Here is a 16,755-nt window from a genome sequence, read left to right on the forward strand (position 1 = left end):
TATTGGGATGCCCGACACCTTAGCAAAAAGTGCCCGACAGACCTAGCGGAAAGCCGCATTTAAAAAGTTTCAATTCATCATTCAGGGCTTGCCGGCCGTGGGTTTCAGAGCACAGCTGTACTTAAATCGAGCTGCATCCTGAGGAAACACTCATCCCTGCCCACGATGCGCAGTCCCTTGCGTACATACAGTTTCTGCGCCGGGTTGTTATCGAACACTGTCAGCCGTAGCGCCGGTCGTCTTGCCTGACGAGCCATGTCGATAACCTGATCAATGGCCCAGGAACCCGCGCCCTGCCCTTGCCTGGCATGATCAATCTGCAATTCGCGCATATAGAGCGCTCGCGAATCCTGGCTCAGACTGAAAAAGCCGATCGGCGTTTCATCCCCCAGAATCATCCAGTTGTCACGATACCGCCAGCCGGCGTCGAACGCCTCGTCCTGCCACAACAGATCGTGGTCAATGTAATAGCGCAGCATGGTGCGACAGGTCAGGTCCCGTGCAAAAGCAAGATCATGATCGGTGGCATGCCGAATTCGGTAACTCATTCAGCTCTTCTCCAAGCGCAAAAATGTACTTTAACCGGATCGTTTGCCACTGATAGCCGTTTTGCTCGGCGAGCAATAGCATTTTCTGATTGCTGACGCGTATCAGCGTCGAGTAAGCTCGGCGCATTCATCGGAGACAGACCATGTTCAACGCCCTTTCACAGTCTTGCATCGCCAGCGCCTCGCGCTCGGTGGCGGCTGCCCGGGCGAATGTCACCTGCGCTCCGGTCAATTTCTATTTTGGGTATTGGTTTAGCCACTGGCGCGCCTGATACCCACACGGCGCCCATGATAACGGGTCGCCTACCAGAGATTTCTCAACCCCCGGTCGGCCTCCCGACCGGGGGTTTTGTTTTTTCAGGCCCACAATTTTCAGCACCACACCAGACACTTCGAGGAATACACCATGAACTACGCCACTTATTACCGTTACGACAGCTTTAGCGCCTGGCGATTTACCAGCCTCCGCTCGGGACAGCCTGCCGCCTCCGATCGGTCACCTACAGGTGGCAAACACACACGCCTAGCCAGTACGGCCATTTGTCGAACACCCCAATAGGGCCGAGTGCGCGGGAAAAACCCGCCATCCGCCCAGGAAGACCAAACATGAACTCTTCAGTTTCCGCGTTGCCGCTGTCCACCCTCGATTCTGCCAACGAAGCGCTGACCCTGCGCCTGCCCAGCTCGTTGCAGCTCAAACAGCAATTACCGCTCAGCCATTCCCTGCATCAGCAGGTCAATGCCCATCGCCAGGCGGTGCGCGCCATCCTCAACGGTGAAGACCCGCGCCTGCTGGTCATCGTTGGCCCCTGCTCTATCCATGATCCGCAATCGGCGATCGAATATGCCGGCAAACTCGCTCGCCTGGCCGAGGATGTCAGCAGTGAAATGCTTCTGGTCATGCGCGCCTACGTCGAAAAGCCGCGTACGACGGTCGGCTGGAAAGGGCTGGCCTACGATCCACACCTGGATGGCACTGACGACATGGCCGCCGGCCTGACGCTGTCGCGCGAACTGATGCTGGAAATGATCCGGCTCGGGCTACCGGTCGCTACCGAACTCCTGCAACCCATGGCCGCCAACTACTTTGATGACCTGCTGAGCTGGGTGGCCATTGGTGCCCGCACCACCGAATCGCAGATTCACCGAGAAATGGCCAGCGGCCTGAACATGCCGGTGGGCTTCAAGAACGGCACCGACGGCGGCGCCGCCATCGCTGTCGACGCCATGCGCTCGGCAGCCCATCCGCATCGGCACTTCGGCGTTGACAGCCAAGGGCATCCGGCGATCGTGCAAACAGCCGGCAACGCTGACACCCACATCGTGCTGCGCGGTGGCCATCAAGGGCCAAATTACGACGAAACCAGCGTAGCGAAAATCAGGGCCGAGCTCAGCCGACTGAATATCCCCAGCCGGATCATGGTCGACTGCAGCCATGCCAACAGCGGCAAAGACCCATTGCGTCAGCCAGCGGTGTTCAACGATGTGCTTGAACAACGCCTGCGTGGTAACCAGTCGCTGATCGGCATGATGCTGGAGTCTCACCTGTTCGAAGGCTGCCAGCCGCTGAGCACCTCTCTGCGCTACGGCGTATCGGTCACCGATGGATGCCTCGGATTCGCCGCAACGGAACAATTGCTGACCGACGCTGCGCAGCGCCTCGCACAAGCCAGAGCCTGATATCAGATCGCCCTCCCTCTCCGTACAGAGTGCGGAGGGCCGACCGCCCAGGCTATGCCACTACGCTGATCCGCCTGACAGCAGATTGCTGACTGACATCGTCCAGACGTTCGATGGTGTAGGCAATATCGACTGTCGTGCCGTGATGCTCGCGCCAGAACCGATGGGGAACAATGAAACGCACCGGTTGCCCCGCCGTCTCTTGAGTGATCTCCAGGTCATCGCGATGGCTGAAAAACTCGCCGTCACACTTGAGATAGACCAATTCATCCGCCTGCACCTGCGCCTCTTCCATGCGAATGGAAACGCCGTCGAGCGAATCCTTCAGTGACAACACGTTTTCAACCGCCTCGACGACATCCGGCGCAGTCAGTTGCGCACGCACCGCAGGCCCGAGGAAAACCGTTGCAGGCTCCGACGTTCGAATCGTTCCACAACGCTGTTCGACACGATAAGCGACGACGACTTCACCACCACGATGCGCTTCGATATAGCTGCCCGGCACCCAGAACGACAAGCTTTGGGCGACGGCGTAGGCCTCAATGTTCAACGAGTCGGTAAAGATCTCTGGCGAGGTATCTCCGTGCCAGGACACCGCCACCCGATCTCCCGCAGACATTCTCGCGTAAGGCTGCAGAGTTACCAGGGTGCCCTCGGCCACTCGCGACGGATCCAGCGCTCCGTTTACCGAGCCTTCTATCTGCGGTGCCAACAATTGCGTACGGACATCGCCCACAGACAGTTGCAGGCGAGCAGATTCCATTGCCTTGGGTGCGGACGCAGTTCGAAGTGTCGAGTAAACCTCCAGCGAACCTCCATCCAGCGCGGCCACATGCATTCCTTTGATGACGAAAATTACGTCTTTGCCAATCTGCGCCTGGCTGATGAATCGAACGCTCTCGTATTGATAGGCAAAGCCTTCGATATCCAGCCCCTCCCAGTACAGCACCAGCTGATCGCCACAGCTCATGTTGGCATAAGGAGAAATGCGAACGATCGCCCTGACCAGCGAAGGATCCAACACGCTCCCTTTTAGCCCGTCAATCGTCGGCGCGATCAGAGGGTCGACGGACAGCTCGGCAACCATCGGCTGACGCATGCGCCAGCAAAACTCGACTTCATGGCTATTCATTTTCGTTTCCACTCCCTGGAAAACGTGCCGCCCCGAATGACGACACTGACATCTACATTGAGCATCTTTCCACACGATTTAGATGTCAGCTCAAGACACCGCGATGACGCGGCAAACGCGCCGCCTGAAGTAGGCAAGGACCCTCACGGTGAGTTCCCAACGACAAACGACCCTATGAACTTCCGATTCGGATTTCACAGCTCTCCGAAATTTCGTACGCCTCGTAGTCCATTTTCAAACACAACGCGAAGCCTCTTCGTACTTCCTCGGCGATATGGGTGTTTTAGAGTGGCTCGGTGATTTCCCGATGAACTTCTACGAAAAAGGTAAGAACATGCAACGGAATGCTACAACTCGTTATCCCATCCTGTTGGTCCACGGTCTGTTCGGGTTCGAGCGTATCGGTCATTTCGAGCTGTTCCATGACGTCAAGTCCGCGCTGAAAGCGGCTGGCTGTCGATTGTTTGTTCCACACCTTTCGGCCACCCTCGACAATGAAATGCGGGGTGAGCAACTGCTGTCACAGCTGGCCTGCGTACTGCGAGGCACAGGCGCGAAGAAAGTCAACCTTATAGGACACAGTCAAGGCGCACTCGCTGCGCGCTATGCGGCGGCGCTTGCGCCAAACGTCGTTGCTTCAGTCACCTCCGTCAGCGGCCCGAACCATGGCTCGGAGCTTGCCGACTTCCTGCGCAAGGCGCTGATCCCGGGCAAGCTCCCCGAAGCTGTAGCACAGAACGTGGCGACGCAATTTGCTGACTTGCTGTCGCTGCTCAGCGGCAGCGTGGCACTGCCGCAGAATGCATTGGCGGCACTCAACGCACTGACGACAGTCGGCGTTGGTCAATTCAATGACAAGTTTCCCCAGGGCTTGCCGCAAACCTGGGGCGGCCACGGCGCCGAGCAAGTCAATGGCGTGCGCTATTACTCGTGGAGCGGCATTGTCCCGCAGTCCATGTACCCAGCGCAGGATCCGGTTCAGCGTATATGCGCTGTGCTGGCGCAATACTTCACCACCGAAGCCCAGCAGAATGACGGTTTCGTCGGACGCTTCAGCAGCCATCTCGGCCAGGTTATCTGCTCAGATTATCCAATGGATCATCTGGCGAGCCTGCGGCGTACCACTTGCGCAAACGGGCCATCGCCTGATCCGATTGAACTGTATGTCGAGCACGCCCGGCGTCTGCGGATCGCAGATCTTTGAATAGCGTCAGGGACGCAGAATGGAACTTTGCCGAGAATTCGCCCACCGATTCCGGTAGGCTTCACCTTTTATTGAAACAGTTCGGAGAATTCCCATGGCTAAAGCCACTGCCCGCCACATCCTGGTTTCCAGCGAAGACAAGTGCAACGAACTCAAGGCTCAGATCGAAGCCGGCGCCGATTTCGCTGAAGTCGCCAAAGCCAACTCCAGCTGCCCGTCCAGCCGTCAGGGTGGTGATCTGGGTTCGTTCGGTCCAGGCCAGATGGTCAAGGAATTCGACACCGTGGTGTTCAGCGCGCCGATCAACGTCGTGCAAGGCCCGGTAAAAACCCAGTTCGGTTATCACCTGCTGGAAGTCACCAGCCGTCAGGACTGATTCGTCGTCCGATTGCTGACAACGGCCCACCCTTTGGTGGGCCGTTGTGTTTCAGTTACATATACGGCTGGCGAGTGGCGCGCGGCTCGCGTACAACTTGCGCTTATCGATTTTGCGTTCCAAGGCTGACGATGCGACTGGTTTTTCCCACACTGATGCTCACCGCCCTCGCCCTGCTCACGGGTGCCGCCGGTGCGACCGCTGCCCCGCAACACGCACTGACCGTTTACGGCGAACCGGCCAAATACCCCGCCGGCTTCGGCCATTTCGACTACACCAATCCGCAGGCGCCGAAGGGTGGGACGATGCGGCGCTCGGCAATCGAAATCGGCCACTTCGATCATCTGCTGCCTTATATAGACAAAGGCATCGGCGTGACGCAGATCGACGGTCTGCTGTATTCGCCACTGGCCCAGCGCTCGCTGGATGAGCCGTACACGGTGTACGGTCTGGTGGCGGAAAAAATGGAACGCTCGGAAGACGGTCTGTCGCTGCGCTTTTTCATCAACCCGAAGGCGCGTTTTGCCGATGGCAAACCGATCACCGCCGAGGACGTTCGCTACACCTACAACCTGCTGATGACCCAAGGCAGCCTGCGTTATCGCACCCAGTTTGCCGACGTCAAAGGCGTCGAAATCGAGGCACCGCTGACCGTGCGCTTCGACTTCAAAAGCAACGAAAACCGCACCCTGCCTCTGGATATCGCGACCCTGCCGGTGTTCCCCGAACACTGGTGGAAGAGCCGCGATTTCGCCGGCGGCGGTGGTTATGAACCGCCGTTGGGCAGCGGGCCGTACCGGGTCGGCAAGGTCGACTCCGGGCGCAGCATCACCTTTGAACGCAATGGCGACTGGTGGGGCAAGGACCTACCGGTCAGTCGCGGCCTGTACAACTTCGATCATTTCAGCATCGAGTACTTCGGCGACACCGACGTCGCCCGCCAGGTGCTGCGTGGCGGCGCCTATGACTACAACCGCGAGTTTTCCGCGACCGGCTATTCGATCGGCTACGACAGCCCTGCCCTCAGCGATGGCCGTTTGCAGAAAGCCCACCTCGCCACCGAAGCGCCGCAATCGGCCCAGGGTTTTGTATTCAACCTGCAAAAGCCGATGTTTCAGGACCGTCGCGTGCGCCAGGCGCTGGCGATGCTTTGGGACTTCGAATGGAGCAACCGGCAGATGATGCGTAACGTCTATATCCGCCAGCAGAGCTACTTTTCCAATACCGATCTCGCCGCCCGGCAGTTGCCCGATGCGCAGGAATTGAAAATCCTTGAACCGCTGCGCGGTCAGGTGCCTGAGGAAGTATTCAGCAAGGTTTTCGAGGCACCGAAGACCGATGGCAGCGGCATTATTCGTGACAAGCAATTGCAAGCCCTGGACTTGCTCGAACAGGCCGGCTGGAAGCCCGATGGCGATCAACTGGTCAACAGCGCCGGTGAGCCGCTGAGTTTCACTTTTCTGGTCAGCCAGAACGGCATGGATCGCCTGCTGCTGCCCTACAAGCGCACGCTGAAACAGATCGGCATCGAGCTCAATATCCGCCGCATCGACTCCTCGCAATACGTCAATCGCCTCATGAGCCGCGACTACGACATGATCGTCACTGGCTACCCCGTCACCACTTCGCCGGGCGGTGAATTGCTCAACTATTTCGGCTCGGCTGCGGCCAACGATCCGGGGGCGAACAATTACATGGTGCTGAAGGACCCGGCGGTCGACACCTTGATCAACGGGCTGATCCGCGCCTCTACTCAATCGGACATGCTGCATTACGCCCATGCGCTGGACCGGGTCCTGCAATGGAATTACTACTGGATTCCCAATTACTACCCGCCGGGCACCTCGACCGTATGGTGGAACCGCTTTGGCATTCCGACGGTGCAGGCGAGCAATGACGAAGCCATCGAGAGCTGGTGGGAAATCAGCCGCACGCCACTGACCAATCAGCAGATGACCGCTGAGAAAATCAGTCGCGGCAGACCAGGAGGACCGCACTGATGTGGGGTTACATACTGCGGCGCCTGCTGCTGATCATTCCGACGCTGGTGATCATCCTGCTGGTCAATTTCGTCATCATTCAAGCCGCGCCCGGCGGACCGGTCGAACAAGCCATCGCCCACCTGCAAGGCATTGGCGGCGCCGGTGTTAGCGGTGGTGCCAGCGAGACATCGAGCAACGCTTCGCGCGCCAGCCGTGGCCTCGATCCGCAACTGATCAAGGACATCGAGAAACAATACGGTTTCGACAAACCGGCTCATGAGCGCCTGTGGCTGATGCTGAAGAACTACGCGCAACTGGACTTCGGCAAGAGCTTTTTTCGCGGCGCAACAGTCACTGACCTGATTCTGGAAAAGATGCCGGTGACCATTTCGCTCGGACTGTGGGCGACGCTGATCACCTATCTGGTGTCGATCCCGCTGGGCATCCGCAAGGCGGTGCACCACGGCAGCCATTTCGATATCTGGAGCAGCACGGCGATCATCATCGGCTATGCGATGCCGGCGTTTCTGTTCGCGATGTTCCTGATCGTGGTATTCGCCGGCGGCACTTCGCTGAACTGGTTTCCGGTGCGCGGGCTGGTCTCCGACAACTTCGAATCGCTATCGACGCTGGGCAAGATCGCCGATTATTTCTGGCATCTGGTGCTGCCGGTCACCGCGCTGGTGATCGGTGGATTCGCGACCTTGACGATCCTTACAAAAAACTCGTTCCTCAATGAAATCACCCGACAGTACGTCGTTACGGCCCGAGCCAAAGGCTTGAGCGAACGCCGTGTGCTGTACGGACATGTATTTCGCAACGCCATGCTGCTGGTGGTTTCGGGAATTCCTCAGGCGTTCATCAGCGTGTTCTTTGCCGGCTCGCTGCTGATCGAAGTGATCTTCTCCCTCGATGGCCTTGGACGCATGAGTTACGAAGCAGCGGTATCGCGGGACTATCCGGTGGTGTTCGGTTCACTGTTCATCTTCACCCTGTTCGGCCTGCTGATAAAACTGATCGGCGACCTCTGCTACACCCTGGTCGACCCGCGTATCGACTTTGCCGCGAGGAATGCCTGATGTTCAAGCTCTCGCCTTTGGGTCGTCGCCGCTTCGAACGCTTCAAGAAAAACCGGCGCGGCTGGTGGTCGCTGTGGCTGTTCATCGGCCTGTTCATCCTGACGCTGGGTGGCGAACTGATCGCCAACGACAAACCGTTGATGGTCAGTTATCAGGGCCAGTGGTATTTCCCGGTGCTCAAGCGCCATACCGAACAGGAGTTCGGCGGGCAACTGCCGTTTCAGGCCGATTACCGCAGCGAATACGTGCAGAACCTGATTCGCAAGGACGGTGGCTGGCTGCTGTTCCCGCCGATTCCGTTCAGCTCCGACACACCCAACTACGACTTGAACAAACCGGCGCCGAGCCCGCCGACTTCGGTCAACTGGCTGGGCACCGACGATCAGGCGCGGGATGTGCTGGCGCGGGTCATCTTTGGTGCTCGGGTGTCGATTCTGTTTGCCCTCATGTTGACCTTCATCAGCGCGTTGATCGGCATCGCCGCCGGCGCGTTACAGGGCTACTACGGCGGCTGGGTCGACTTGCTCGGACAGCGCGTGCTGGAAGTCTGGTCGGGGCTGCCGGTGCTGTATCTGCTGATCATCCTCTCCGGTTTCGTCGAGCCGAATTTCTGGTGGCTGCTGGGCATCATGGCGCTGTTTTCCTGGCTGGCGCTGGTGGACGTGGTGCGCGCCGAGTTCCTTCGCGGGCGCAATCTGGAATACGTCAAAGCCGCGCGAGCGCTGGGCCTGACTGACCGCAAGGTGATTTTCCGGCACATTCTGCCGAACGCAATGAACGCGACGCTGAGCTACCTGCCGTTCATTTTGACCGGGGCGATTTCAACGCTGACCGCGCTGGATTTCCTCGGCTTCGGCATGCCGGCCGGCAGTGCCTCGCTGGGCGAACTGATCGGTCAGGGCAAGCAGAACCTGCAAGCGCCATGGCTGGGTTTGACCGCGTTCTTCACCCTGGCGTTGATCCTTTCGTTATTGGTATTCATCGGCGAAGCGTTGCGCGACGCTTTTGACCCTCGATCCTGAAGCGTGACCATGACTGAAAACCTGATTGAAATCCGCAACCTCAATGTCGCCTTCCATGGCCAGACCGTGGTGCGTGACCTGTGCCTGGATATCCGCCCCGGTGAGTGCCTGGCACTGGTGGGCGAATCGGGCTCGGGGAAATCGGTGACCGCGCATTCGATCCTGCAGCTGCTGCCCGAGAGTGAAGCGCAAACCCGTGGCAGCATCCGCTATCGCGGGCAAGAATTGCTCGGTGCTGATCCGAAGGTCTTGCGAGAACTGCGCGGCAATCGCATCGCCATGATCTTTCAGGAGCCGATGACTTCGCTCAATCCGTTGCACACCATCGAAAAGCAGATTGGCGAAACCCTGTTGCTGCACCGTGGCCTCGGCGGCAAGCAAGCGCAGCAGCGCATTCTCGAACTACTCGGACTGGTCGGCATTCAAAAGCCCAAGGAACGTCTGAAAGCCTATCCGCATCAACTCTCTGGCGGGCAACGGCAACGGGTGATGATCGCCATGGCCCTGGCCTGCGAACCGGAGTTGCTGATCGCTGACGAGCCAACGACGGCGCTGGATGTGACTGTGCAGCGCAAGATCCTCTTGCTGCTCAAGTCCCTGCAACAGCGGCTCGGCATGTCGCTGCTGCTGATCAGCCACGACCTCAATCTGGTGCGCAGCATCGCGCAACGCGTGTGTGTGATGAAGGCCGGTGAGATTGTCGAGCAGGCCCCTTGCGAAACCCTGTTCACCGAACCCAAACACCCTTACAGCTGCGTGCTGTTGAATGCTGAGCCGGAAGGTGAAGCCCTGCCCCGTGACGAACACGAAAATGTGCTGGAGGTCGCTGACCTGCGCGTTGATTTCCAGGTCGGCGGCGGGTTGTTCAGGCGCAAGCAGTATCTGCGCGCTGTCGATGGCATCAGTCTGAATATTCAGCGCGGCAAGACCTTGGGCATTGTTGGCGAATCCGGTTCGGGCAAGTCAACGCTGGGCCAGGCGATCCTGCGTTTGCTGGATTCCGAGGGCAGCATTCGCTTTCAGGGCGAAGCGCTGGACGGCCTCAATCAGAAGCAACTGCGCCCGTGGCGGCGGCAGATGCAGGTGGTGTTTCAGGATCCGTTCGGCAGCCTCAGCCCGCGCATGTCGGTGGCACAGATCATCAGCGAAGGCCTGGAAGTGCACTGCGAGTCGACGGCCAATGAGTGCGATGAGCAAGTGATCCGCGTGCTCAAGGAAGTCGGTCTCGACCCGGAAAGCCGCCATCGCTACCCGCATGAATTTTCCGGCGGCCAACGCCAGCGCATCGCCATCGCCCGGGCCTTGGTGCTGAAACCGGCGCTGATCCTGCTCGATGAACCGACCTCGGCCCTCGACCGCACCGTACAGAAACAAGTGGTCGCCCTGCTCCGTGATTTGCAGGAAAAATACGGTTTGACCTATCTGTTCATCAGCCATGATCTGGCAGTGGTGCGCGCGTTGGCACACGACATGATCGTGATCAAGGACGGCCAGGTGGTAGAGCGTGGTGCCAGTCACGACGTGTTTGACAACCCGCAGCATCCCTACACCAGAGAGCTGTTGGCGGCGGCGCATCCGGGGTAGATTTTTTTCTGTTAATTCGCGGCGCGGCATTCGCGAGCAGGCTCGCTCCCACATTTGGAATGCAGGCCCCTGTGGGAGCGAGCCTGCTCGCGAATGGGCCGTCACAGGCAACAAACAATCAGGATCAGCCTCCATGAACACCACCGAAAGCCTCAAGGACTACCAACGGGTGCGCACCCTGGCGATCCGTTCGCTGTTCGAGATCATCGAGCAATCCAGCGAAGGCACGGTGATTGTTGACCGCGATGCGAATATCGTCTGGATGAACGAACGCTACGCCCGGCGCTTCGGTCTCGATTCAGCGGCAGGCGCTATCGGCAAACCCTGCGAAAGCGTGATCCCCGGCAGCCTGCTGCGCGAGGTGGTGCGCACCGGTCGGCCGATTCTGCTGGACATGCAGGACACGCCAAAGGAACCGCTGGTGGTGATGCGCCTGCCGATCCACGACGATGCCGGCAGCGTGATCGGCGCCATCGGTTTTGCCCTGTTCGACGAGTTGCGTACGCTGTCGCCGATGCTCAAGCGCTACCTGAGCATGCAGGAAGAACTGGCCTCGACGCGCTCGCTGCTGCGTGCGCGGCAGACCAAATACAACTTCGCCCATTTCATCGGCACCAGCGCCGCCAGCCTCGAAGTCAAACGCCGCGCCAGGCGCAGTGCCAGCGCCGATTCGCCCGTGTTGCTGCTGGGCGAAACCGGCACCGGCAAGGAGTTGCTCGCGCAAGCCATTCACAGCGCCTCGCCACGCGCGCACAAAGCCTTCGTCAGCATCAACAGCGCGGCAATTCCCGAAGCTTTGCTCGAAGCAGAGTTCTTCGGCACGGCACCCGGCGCCTTTACCGGCGCTGATCGCAAGGGCCGCACCGGTAAATTACAAATCGCTCAGGGCGGCACGCTGTTTCTCGACGAGATCGGCGACATGCCGCTGCCGCTGCAAAGCAAATTGCTGCGGGTGTTGCAGGAAAAGGAGTTCGAACCGGTCGGCTCCAACGAAGTGATACAGAGCGATGTGCGGGTAATCGCCGCGACTTCGACGGATTTGCAGGCTGCGATCAAGCGTGGCGAATTTCGCGCCGATTTGTACTACCGCCTCAACGTACTGCCGATCCAGGTGCCGCCGCTGCGTGAACGTCTCGATGATCTGCCGGCGCTGAGCGAGGCGATTCTCGAAGAACTGCGCAGCCAGCATGAACTGCACCGCGACGCGCTGGCGTTGCTCGGCCAGCATGCGTGGCCGGGCAACATCCGTGAGTTGCGCAATGTGCTGGAGCGGGCGGCGTTGCTCAGTGATGATCTGATCCTGACCGAGCAGGATATTCGCGGCGCGATTGGCACGTTTACTCCGGTTGAGCGAACGGCCGAGCCGAGCATGCAAGCCTCCGCTGGGGAGACATTTGCACAGGCGCGGGCGCGGTTTGATCGGCAGTTGATCGAGTCGACCCTGGCGCAATGCGCGGGGAAAGTGCCGGAGGCGGCGGTTCGGTTGGGGCTTGGGCGGTCGACGCTGTACAAGAAAATGGCTGCACTCGGGATTGCCGAGTCTATATAAAGAGACAGCCGATCTCTCTTTTAAGACGAGAGCAAAAGCTTCGCGAGCAGGCTCGCTCCCACAGGGAACCCGGTGTCAGCTGTGGGAGCGAGCCTGCTCGCGAAAGCGTCCTTCCAGCAATGAAAGTCTCTGATTAGAGACAATATCAATCCAAACATCTCTTTGAGAAGAATAATATCCTTATATTTCAATAACTTGAGCTTCTGGCACAAATCTCGCTAACACCTCTCCACACCCGTTCCACCCACAAAAATAACAATCCTGGAGAGACACACCATGAGTGTGATCATTGCCTTGGCAGCCCTAACGCTGCTGATGCTCGCCGCCTACCGTGGCTACAGCGTCATCCTCTTTGCCCCGATCGCCGCCCTCGGCGCGGTCCTGCTCACCGATCCGTCCGCCGTTGCCCCTGCGTTCACCGGGGTGTTCATGGACAAGATGGTCGGTTTCATCAAGCTCTATTTCCCGGTATTCCTGCTCGGCGCGGTGTTCGGCAAGCTCATCGAATTGTCCGGTTTCTCGCGCTCGATCGTCGCCGCTGCGATTCGCCTGCTTGGCACCAGACAAGCGATGCTGGTGATCGTACTGGTCTGCGCTCTGCTGACGTATGGCGGCGTGTCGTTGTTCGTTGTGGTCTTCGCCGTTTACCCGTTTGCAGCGGAGATGTTCCGCCAGAGCAATATCCCCAAACGCTTGATCCCGGCGACCATTGCCCTGGGTGCATTCTCCTTCACCATGGACGCCCTGCCCGGCACGCCGCAGATCCAGAACATCATCCCCAGCACCTTCTTCAACACCACCGCATGGGCGGCGCCGTGGCTAGGTGTGATTGGCACAATCTTCGTGTTCTGCGCCGGCATGTTGTTTCTCCAGCGCCAACGCAACAAGGCACAGCGTGCCGGTGAAGGTTACGGCACTGAACTGCGCAACGAACCGGAAACCGCCGAAGACCTGAAGCTGCCCAACCCTTGGATTGCCCTCTCACCTTTGCTGGCCGTGGGCATCATGAACCTGCTCTTCACCCAGTGGATTCCGCAGTGGTACGGCAAGACTCACAGCCTCGCGCTGCCGGGCATGGCCGCGCCTGTCACTACCGAAATCGCCAAGCTCACGGCGATCTGGGCGGTGCAGGCGGCGTTGCTGGTCGGCATCCTCATGGTGCTGGCGTTCGGCTTTAAGGCGATTAAAAGCAAGCTCGCCGAAGGCAGCAAAAGCGCAGTCAGCGGTGCCTTGCTGGCGGCGATGAACACGGCGTCTGAATACGGCTTTGGTGCAGTGATCGCTTCGCTGCCGGGTTTCCTCGTGCTGGCCGACTGGCTCAAGCAGATCCCCAATCCGTTGGTCAACGAAGCGATCACCGTGACGCTGCTGGCCGGCATCACCGGTTCGGCCTCGGGCGGCATGAGCATTGCGCTGGCAGCGATGTCCGAGCAGTTCATCAGCGCGGCGCACGCGGCGAATATTCCGCTGGAGGTGCTGCACCGCGTGGCCGCGATGGCCAGTGGCGGCATGGACACCCTGCCGCACAACGGCGCGGTAATTACCTTGCTGGCGGTGACCGGAATGACCCACCGCGAAGCCTATAAAGACATTTTCTGTATTACGCTGATCAAGACCCTGGCGGTTTTCGTGGTGATCGGCACTTTCTACGCCACTGGCATTGTGTGAGGTATTCATGACCACTCTTTCCGGCAAGACAGCCTTGGTAACCGGCTCCACCAGTGGCATCGGCCTGGGCATCGCGCTGACTCTCGCGAAAGCGGGCGCCAACCTGATTCTCAATGGCTTCGGCGACGCCTCGAAAGTGATCGCCGACGTCGCTCAGTACGGCGGCAAGGTTGGCCATCATCCCGCCGATGTCAGCGACCCGGCGCAGATTGCCGACATGGTCGCCTACGCCGAGCGCGAGTTTGGCGGGGTCGACATTCTGGTCAACAACGCGGGGATTCAGCACGTTGCGGCGGTAGAAGAGTTTCCTGTTGAGCGCTGGGACTCGATCATCGCGATCAACCTGTCATCGGTATTCCACAGCACCCGTTTGAGCCTGCCGGGCATGCGCCGCAAGAACTGGGGCCGCATCATCAATATCGCCTCGGTGCACGGCCAGGTCGGCTCCACCGGCAAAGCCGCGTACGTCGCCGCCAAGCATGGCGTGATCGGCCTGACCAAAGTGGTCGGGCTGGAAACTGCGACCAGTCAGGTGACTTGTAACGCGATCTGCCCTGGCTGGGTGTTGACGCCGCTGGTGCAGAAGCAGATCGATGATCGCGCCGCCAAGGGCGTCGATCCGCAGCAGGCGCAGCATGATCTGTTGGCGGAAAAACAGCCGTCGCTGGAGTTCGTCACACCGCAGCATCTGGGTGAGCTGGTGCTGTTCCTGTGCAGCGAGGCCGGCAGCCAGGTGCGCGGCGCGGCGTGGAATATTGATGGTGGGTGGTTGGCACAATAAACATCTGGCCATTGTGGGAGCGAGTCTGCTCGCGAATGCGGTGTATCAGGCACAGTTCGGGATACTGAGACAACGCTTTCGCGAGCAGGCTCGCTCCCACCGGGGATGATCTCCCTGGCCTGTACGAATCAGACAAGAAGAGGCAAACCCATGTCCGATATCCTCTGGCAACCCGACGCCCAGCGTATCGCCCGTTCTCGTATGGACGTCTTCCGGCGCGAGATCAATCACCGGCATTCGCTACACCTCGACGACTATCCCGCCCTGCACCAATGGAGCATCAATCAGCGCCCGGCGTTCTGGCAGGCGATCGTCGATTTCTTCGACATCCGCTTTCGCACTCAGCCCGACGCCGTCTTGCGTGAAGGTGCAGAGATGCCCAGCGCCGAGTGGTTTCCCGGCGCGACGTTGAATTTTGCTGAACACCTGCTGCGCCGTCGCGATGATGCCGTGGCGGTGGTTGCTGTGGCGGAGAACGGCCAGCGCGAACAACTGACCTGGGCCGAACTGGCCGAGCACGTCGCCGGTTTCCAGGCCAGCCTGCGCGCGGCCGGCGTGGCTCAAGGCGATCGTGTAGCCGCGTGCATGCCCAATACCTGGCAAACCCTGGTGGCGATGCTGGCTACCACCAGTCTCGGCGCAATCTGGTCATGCTCTTCGCCAGACTTCGGCACCCACGGCGTGATCGATCGCTTCGGCCAGATCGAACCGAAAGTGCTGCTCACCTGCGCCGGTTATCAATACGCCGGGAAAACCCTCGATCAGACTGCCAAGCTCAACGAAATCCTGGCACAGCTGCCCTCGCTACAGCAGTTGATCATCGTGCCGTACGCCCGTGCGCAAGCGCGTATCGAGGATTATCAAACCCAGGCCGACGTCGCCTTGTGGGAAGACTTCTATCAACCTGGCGGCCAACCGGATTTCACCCCGGTGCCGTTCAATCATCCGCTCTACGTGCTGTACTCCAGCGGCACCACTGGCGTGCCGAAATGCATCGTCCACAGCACCGGCGGCGTGCTCCTGCAACATGTCAAGGAGCACGGGTTGCATTGCGACCTCGGCCCCGGTGATCGCCTGTTCTACTACACGACCTGCGGCTGGATGATGTGGAATTGGCTGGTTTCAGCGCTCGCGGTTGGCAGCGCCGTGGTGCTCTACGACGGCTCGCCGTTTCATCCGGACCATCAGCGTTTGCTCGACCTGATCGACGACGAACGCATCAGTGTGTTCGGCACCAGCCCCAAGTTTCTCGCCACGCTGGAAAGCAGCGGCGCCAAACCACGGCAAAGCCATGAGTTGAGCAGTTTAAAAACGCTGCTGTGCACGGGCTCGGCTTTGTCACCACAAAGCTACGATTTCGTTTACCGCGACGTCAAAACCGACGTGTGCCTGGCCTCGATGTCCGGTGGCACCGACATCGTCTCGTGCTTCGTCAACGGCAATCCGCTGACAGCGGTACGGCGCGGGGAAATCATCGGCAAAAGCCTGGGCATGGCCGTCGAGGTCTGGAACGACGCTGGCCGGCCGGTGATCGGTGAGAAAGGTGAGCTGGTGTGCACGCGGCATTTCCCGGCAATGCCGATCGGTTTGTGGAATGACGCGGATGGCACAAAACTGCGCGAGTCCTATTTCAGCCTGTTTCCCGGCGTCTGGGCGCAGGGTGATTATGCCGAGCAGTTGGCGCACGGCGCGATGATGATCCATGGGCGTTCGGATGCGGTGTTGAACCCGGGCGGCGTGCGTATCGGCACGGCGGAAATCTATCGTCAGGTCGAGAAAATCAGCGAAGTGCTGGACAGCGTCGCCATCGGCCAGCAGTGGCAGGATGATGTGCGTGTCGTGCTGTTCGTGCGTTTGCGCGATGGCGTCGAACTCGATCAAGGGCTTGAGCAGCGAATTCGCGAGGTGATCCGCGCCAATACCACGCCGAGGCATGTCCCGGCGCGGATCGTTGCAGTGACGGACATACCGCGCACCATCAGCGGCAAAGTCGTGGAACTGGCCGTGCGTAATGTGGTGCACGGCGAACAGGTCAAGAACACTGATGCGCTGGCCAATCCCGAAGCGCTGGAACAGTTTCGGGACCGGCCGGAGCTTGTTGATTGAAAACGGCACTGGCGCCTCCATCCAACAGGTTGGCGGCAGTGCTT

Annotated in this window: 13 protein-coding genes; 11 read left to right on the forward strand and 2 right to left on the reverse strand. The window is 59.6% G+C overall.

Translation table 11 applies throughout. The features are described from left to right. Window positions 1-104 precede the first annotated feature (104 nt). Complete coding sequence (locus tag ND528_RS27430; protein WP_212616200.1) at window positions 105-548, reverse strand: GNAT family N-acetyltransferase; 444 nt, start codon at window positions 546-548, stop codon at window positions 105-107. Between the two features lie 606 nt (window positions 549-1,154). On the opposite strand from ND528_RS27430, the gene ND528_RS27435 reads away from it, so the two are divergent. Continuing rightward, window positions 1,155-2,228 (forward strand): 3-deoxy-7-phosphoheptulonate synthase, encoded by a 1,074-nt coding sequence (locus tag ND528_RS27435; protein WP_130909662.1) that lies wholly within the window; start codon window positions 1,155-1,157, stop codon window positions 2,226-2,228. A 52-nt stretch (window positions 2,229-2,280) separates the two neighbouring features. On the opposite strand, the gene ND528_RS27440 is transcribed toward ND528_RS27435, so the two are convergent. Next, window positions 2,281-3,360 (reverse strand): hypothetical protein, encoded by a 1,080-nt coding sequence (locus tag ND528_RS27440; RefSeq protein ID WP_130909661.1) that lies wholly within the window; start codon window positions 3,358-3,360, stop codon window positions 2,281-2,283. 334 nt (window positions 3,361-3,694) lie between these two features. Between ND528_RS27440 and ND528_RS27445 the strand changes: the two genes are divergently transcribed. From ND528_RS27445 to ND528_RS27490, 10 genes are all read left to right on the forward strand, one after another. After that, window positions 3,695-4,564, forward strand: a complete 870-nt coding sequence (locus ND528_RS27445) for an esterase/lipase family protein (protein WP_263471713.1) — start codon at window positions 3,695-3,697, stop codon at window positions 4,562-4,564. 94 nt (window positions 4,565-4,658) lie between these two features. Further along, entirely contained in the window at window positions 4,659-4,940 is a 282-nt protein-coding gene (locus ND528_RS27450; RefSeq protein ID WP_016774509.1) for a peptidylprolyl isomerase, read from the forward strand. A gap of 131 nt (window positions 4,941-5,071) precedes the next feature. After that, window positions 5,072-6,940 carry an extracellular solute-binding protein gene (locus tag ND528_RS27455; RefSeq protein WP_263471679.1) on the forward strand — a complete coding sequence of 623 codons (1,869 nt, stop codon included), beginning with the start codon at window positions 5,072-5,074 and terminating at the stop codon, window positions 6,938-6,940. Then, window positions 6,940-8,001: a microcin C ABC transporter permease YejB gene (locus ND528_RS27460; RefSeq protein WP_137213453.1), complete on the forward strand. Its 1,062-nt coding sequence runs from the start codon at window positions 6,940-6,942 to the stop codon at window positions 7,999-8,001. The genes ND528_RS27455 and ND528_RS27460 overlap by 1 nt, the downstream gene beginning before the upstream one ends. Then, on the forward strand, window positions 8,001-9,023 hold the full coding sequence (locus tag ND528_RS27465) for an ABC transporter permease (protein ID WP_263471680.1): 1,023 nt from the start codon (window positions 8,001-8,003) through the stop codon (window positions 9,021-9,023). The genes ND528_RS27460 and ND528_RS27465 overlap by 1 nt, the downstream gene beginning before the upstream one ends. Window positions 9,024-9,032: 9 nt before the next feature. Continuing rightward, entirely contained in the window at window positions 9,033-10,607 is a 1,575-nt protein-coding gene (locus ND528_RS27470; protein WP_263471681.1) for an ABC transporter ATP-binding protein, read from the forward strand. 133 nt (window positions 10,608-10,740) lie between these two features. Continuing rightward, window positions 10,741-12,156: a sigma-54 interaction domain-containing protein gene (locus tag ND528_RS27475; RefSeq protein ID WP_212616194.1), complete on the forward strand. Its 1,416-nt coding sequence runs from the start codon at window positions 10,741-10,743 to the stop codon at window positions 12,154-12,156. A gap of 276 nt (window positions 12,157-12,432) precedes the next feature. Further along, the gene (locus ND528_RS27480; RefSeq protein WP_263471682.1) at window positions 12,433-13,824 is read left to right on the forward strand and encodes a GntP family permease; all 1,392 of its coding nucleotides are present in this window, start codon (window positions 12,433-12,435) and stop codon (window positions 13,822-13,824) included. Window positions 13,825-13,831: 7 nt separating this feature from the next. Further along, window positions 13,832-14,605, forward strand: coding sequence for a 3-hydroxybutyrate dehydrogenase (hbdH, locus tag ND528_RS27485; RefSeq protein ID WP_130909657.1), 774 nt, complete (start codon window positions 13,832-13,834; stop codon window positions 14,603-14,605). Between the two features lie 150 nt (window positions 14,606-14,755). Beyond that, the gene (locus ND528_RS27490; RefSeq protein WP_263471683.1) at window positions 14,756-16,711 is read left to right on the forward strand and encodes an acetoacetate--CoA ligase; all 1,956 of its coding nucleotides are present in this window, start codon (window positions 14,756-14,758) and stop codon (window positions 16,709-16,711) included. Window positions 16,712-16,755: the final 44 nt, after the last annotated feature.

The sequence above is a fragment of the Pseudomonas mercuritolerans genome (assembly GCF_025706525.1).
Classification (GTDB): Bacteria; Pseudomonadota; Gammaproteobacteria; order Pseudomonadales; family Pseudomonadaceae; genus Aquipseudomonas; species Aquipseudomonas mercuritolerans.

Coding starts and splice junctions, on each gene's coding strand:
- ND528_RS27475 (WP_212616194.1), top strand. CDS start 10,741: ATGAACACCACCGAAAGCCTCAAGGACTACCAACGGGTGCGCACCCTG.
- ND528_RS27490 (WP_263471683.1), top strand. CDS start 14,756: ATGTCCGATATCCTCTGGCAACCCGACGCCCAGCGTATCGCCCGTTCT.
- ND528_RS27460 (WP_137213453.1), top strand. CDS start 6,940: ATGTGGGGTTACATACTGCGGCGCCTGCTGCTGATCATTCCGACGCTG.
- ND528_RS27450 (WP_016774509.1), top strand. CDS start 4,659: ATGGCTAAAGCCACTGCCCGCCACATCCTGGTTTCCAGCGAAGACAAG.
- ND528_RS27465 (WP_263471680.1), top strand. CDS start 8,001: ATGTTCAAGCTCTCGCCTTTGGGTCGTCGCCGCTTCGAACGCTTCAAG.
- ND528_RS27440 (WP_130909661.1), bottom strand. CDS start 3,360: ATGAATAGCCATGAAGTCGAGTTTTGCTGGCGCATGCGTCAGCCGATG.
- hbdH (WP_130909657.1), top strand. CDS start 13,832: ATGACCACTCTTTCCGGCAAGACAGCCTTGGTAACCGGCTCCACCAGT.
- ND528_RS27455 (WP_263471679.1), top strand. CDS start 5,072: ATGCGACTGGTTTTTCCCACACTGATGCTCACCGCCCTCGCCCTGCTC.
- ND528_RS27470 (WP_263471681.1), top strand. CDS start 9,033: ATGACTGAAAACCTGATTGAAATCCGCAACCTCAATGTCGCCTTCCAT.
- ND528_RS27435 (WP_130909662.1), top strand. CDS start 1,155: ATGAACTCTTCAGTTTCCGCGTTGCCGCTGTCCACCCTCGATTCTGCC.
- ND528_RS27445 (WP_263471713.1), top strand. CDS start 3,695: ATGCAACGGAATGCTACAACTCGTTATCCCATCCTGTTGGTCCACGGT.
- ND528_RS27480 (WP_263471682.1), top strand. CDS start 12,433: ATGAGTGTGATCATTGCCTTGGCAGCCCTAACGCTGCTGATGCTCGCC.
- ND528_RS27430 (WP_212616200.1), bottom strand. CDS start 548: ATGAGTTACCGAATTCGGCATGCCACCGATCATGATCTTGCTTTTGCA.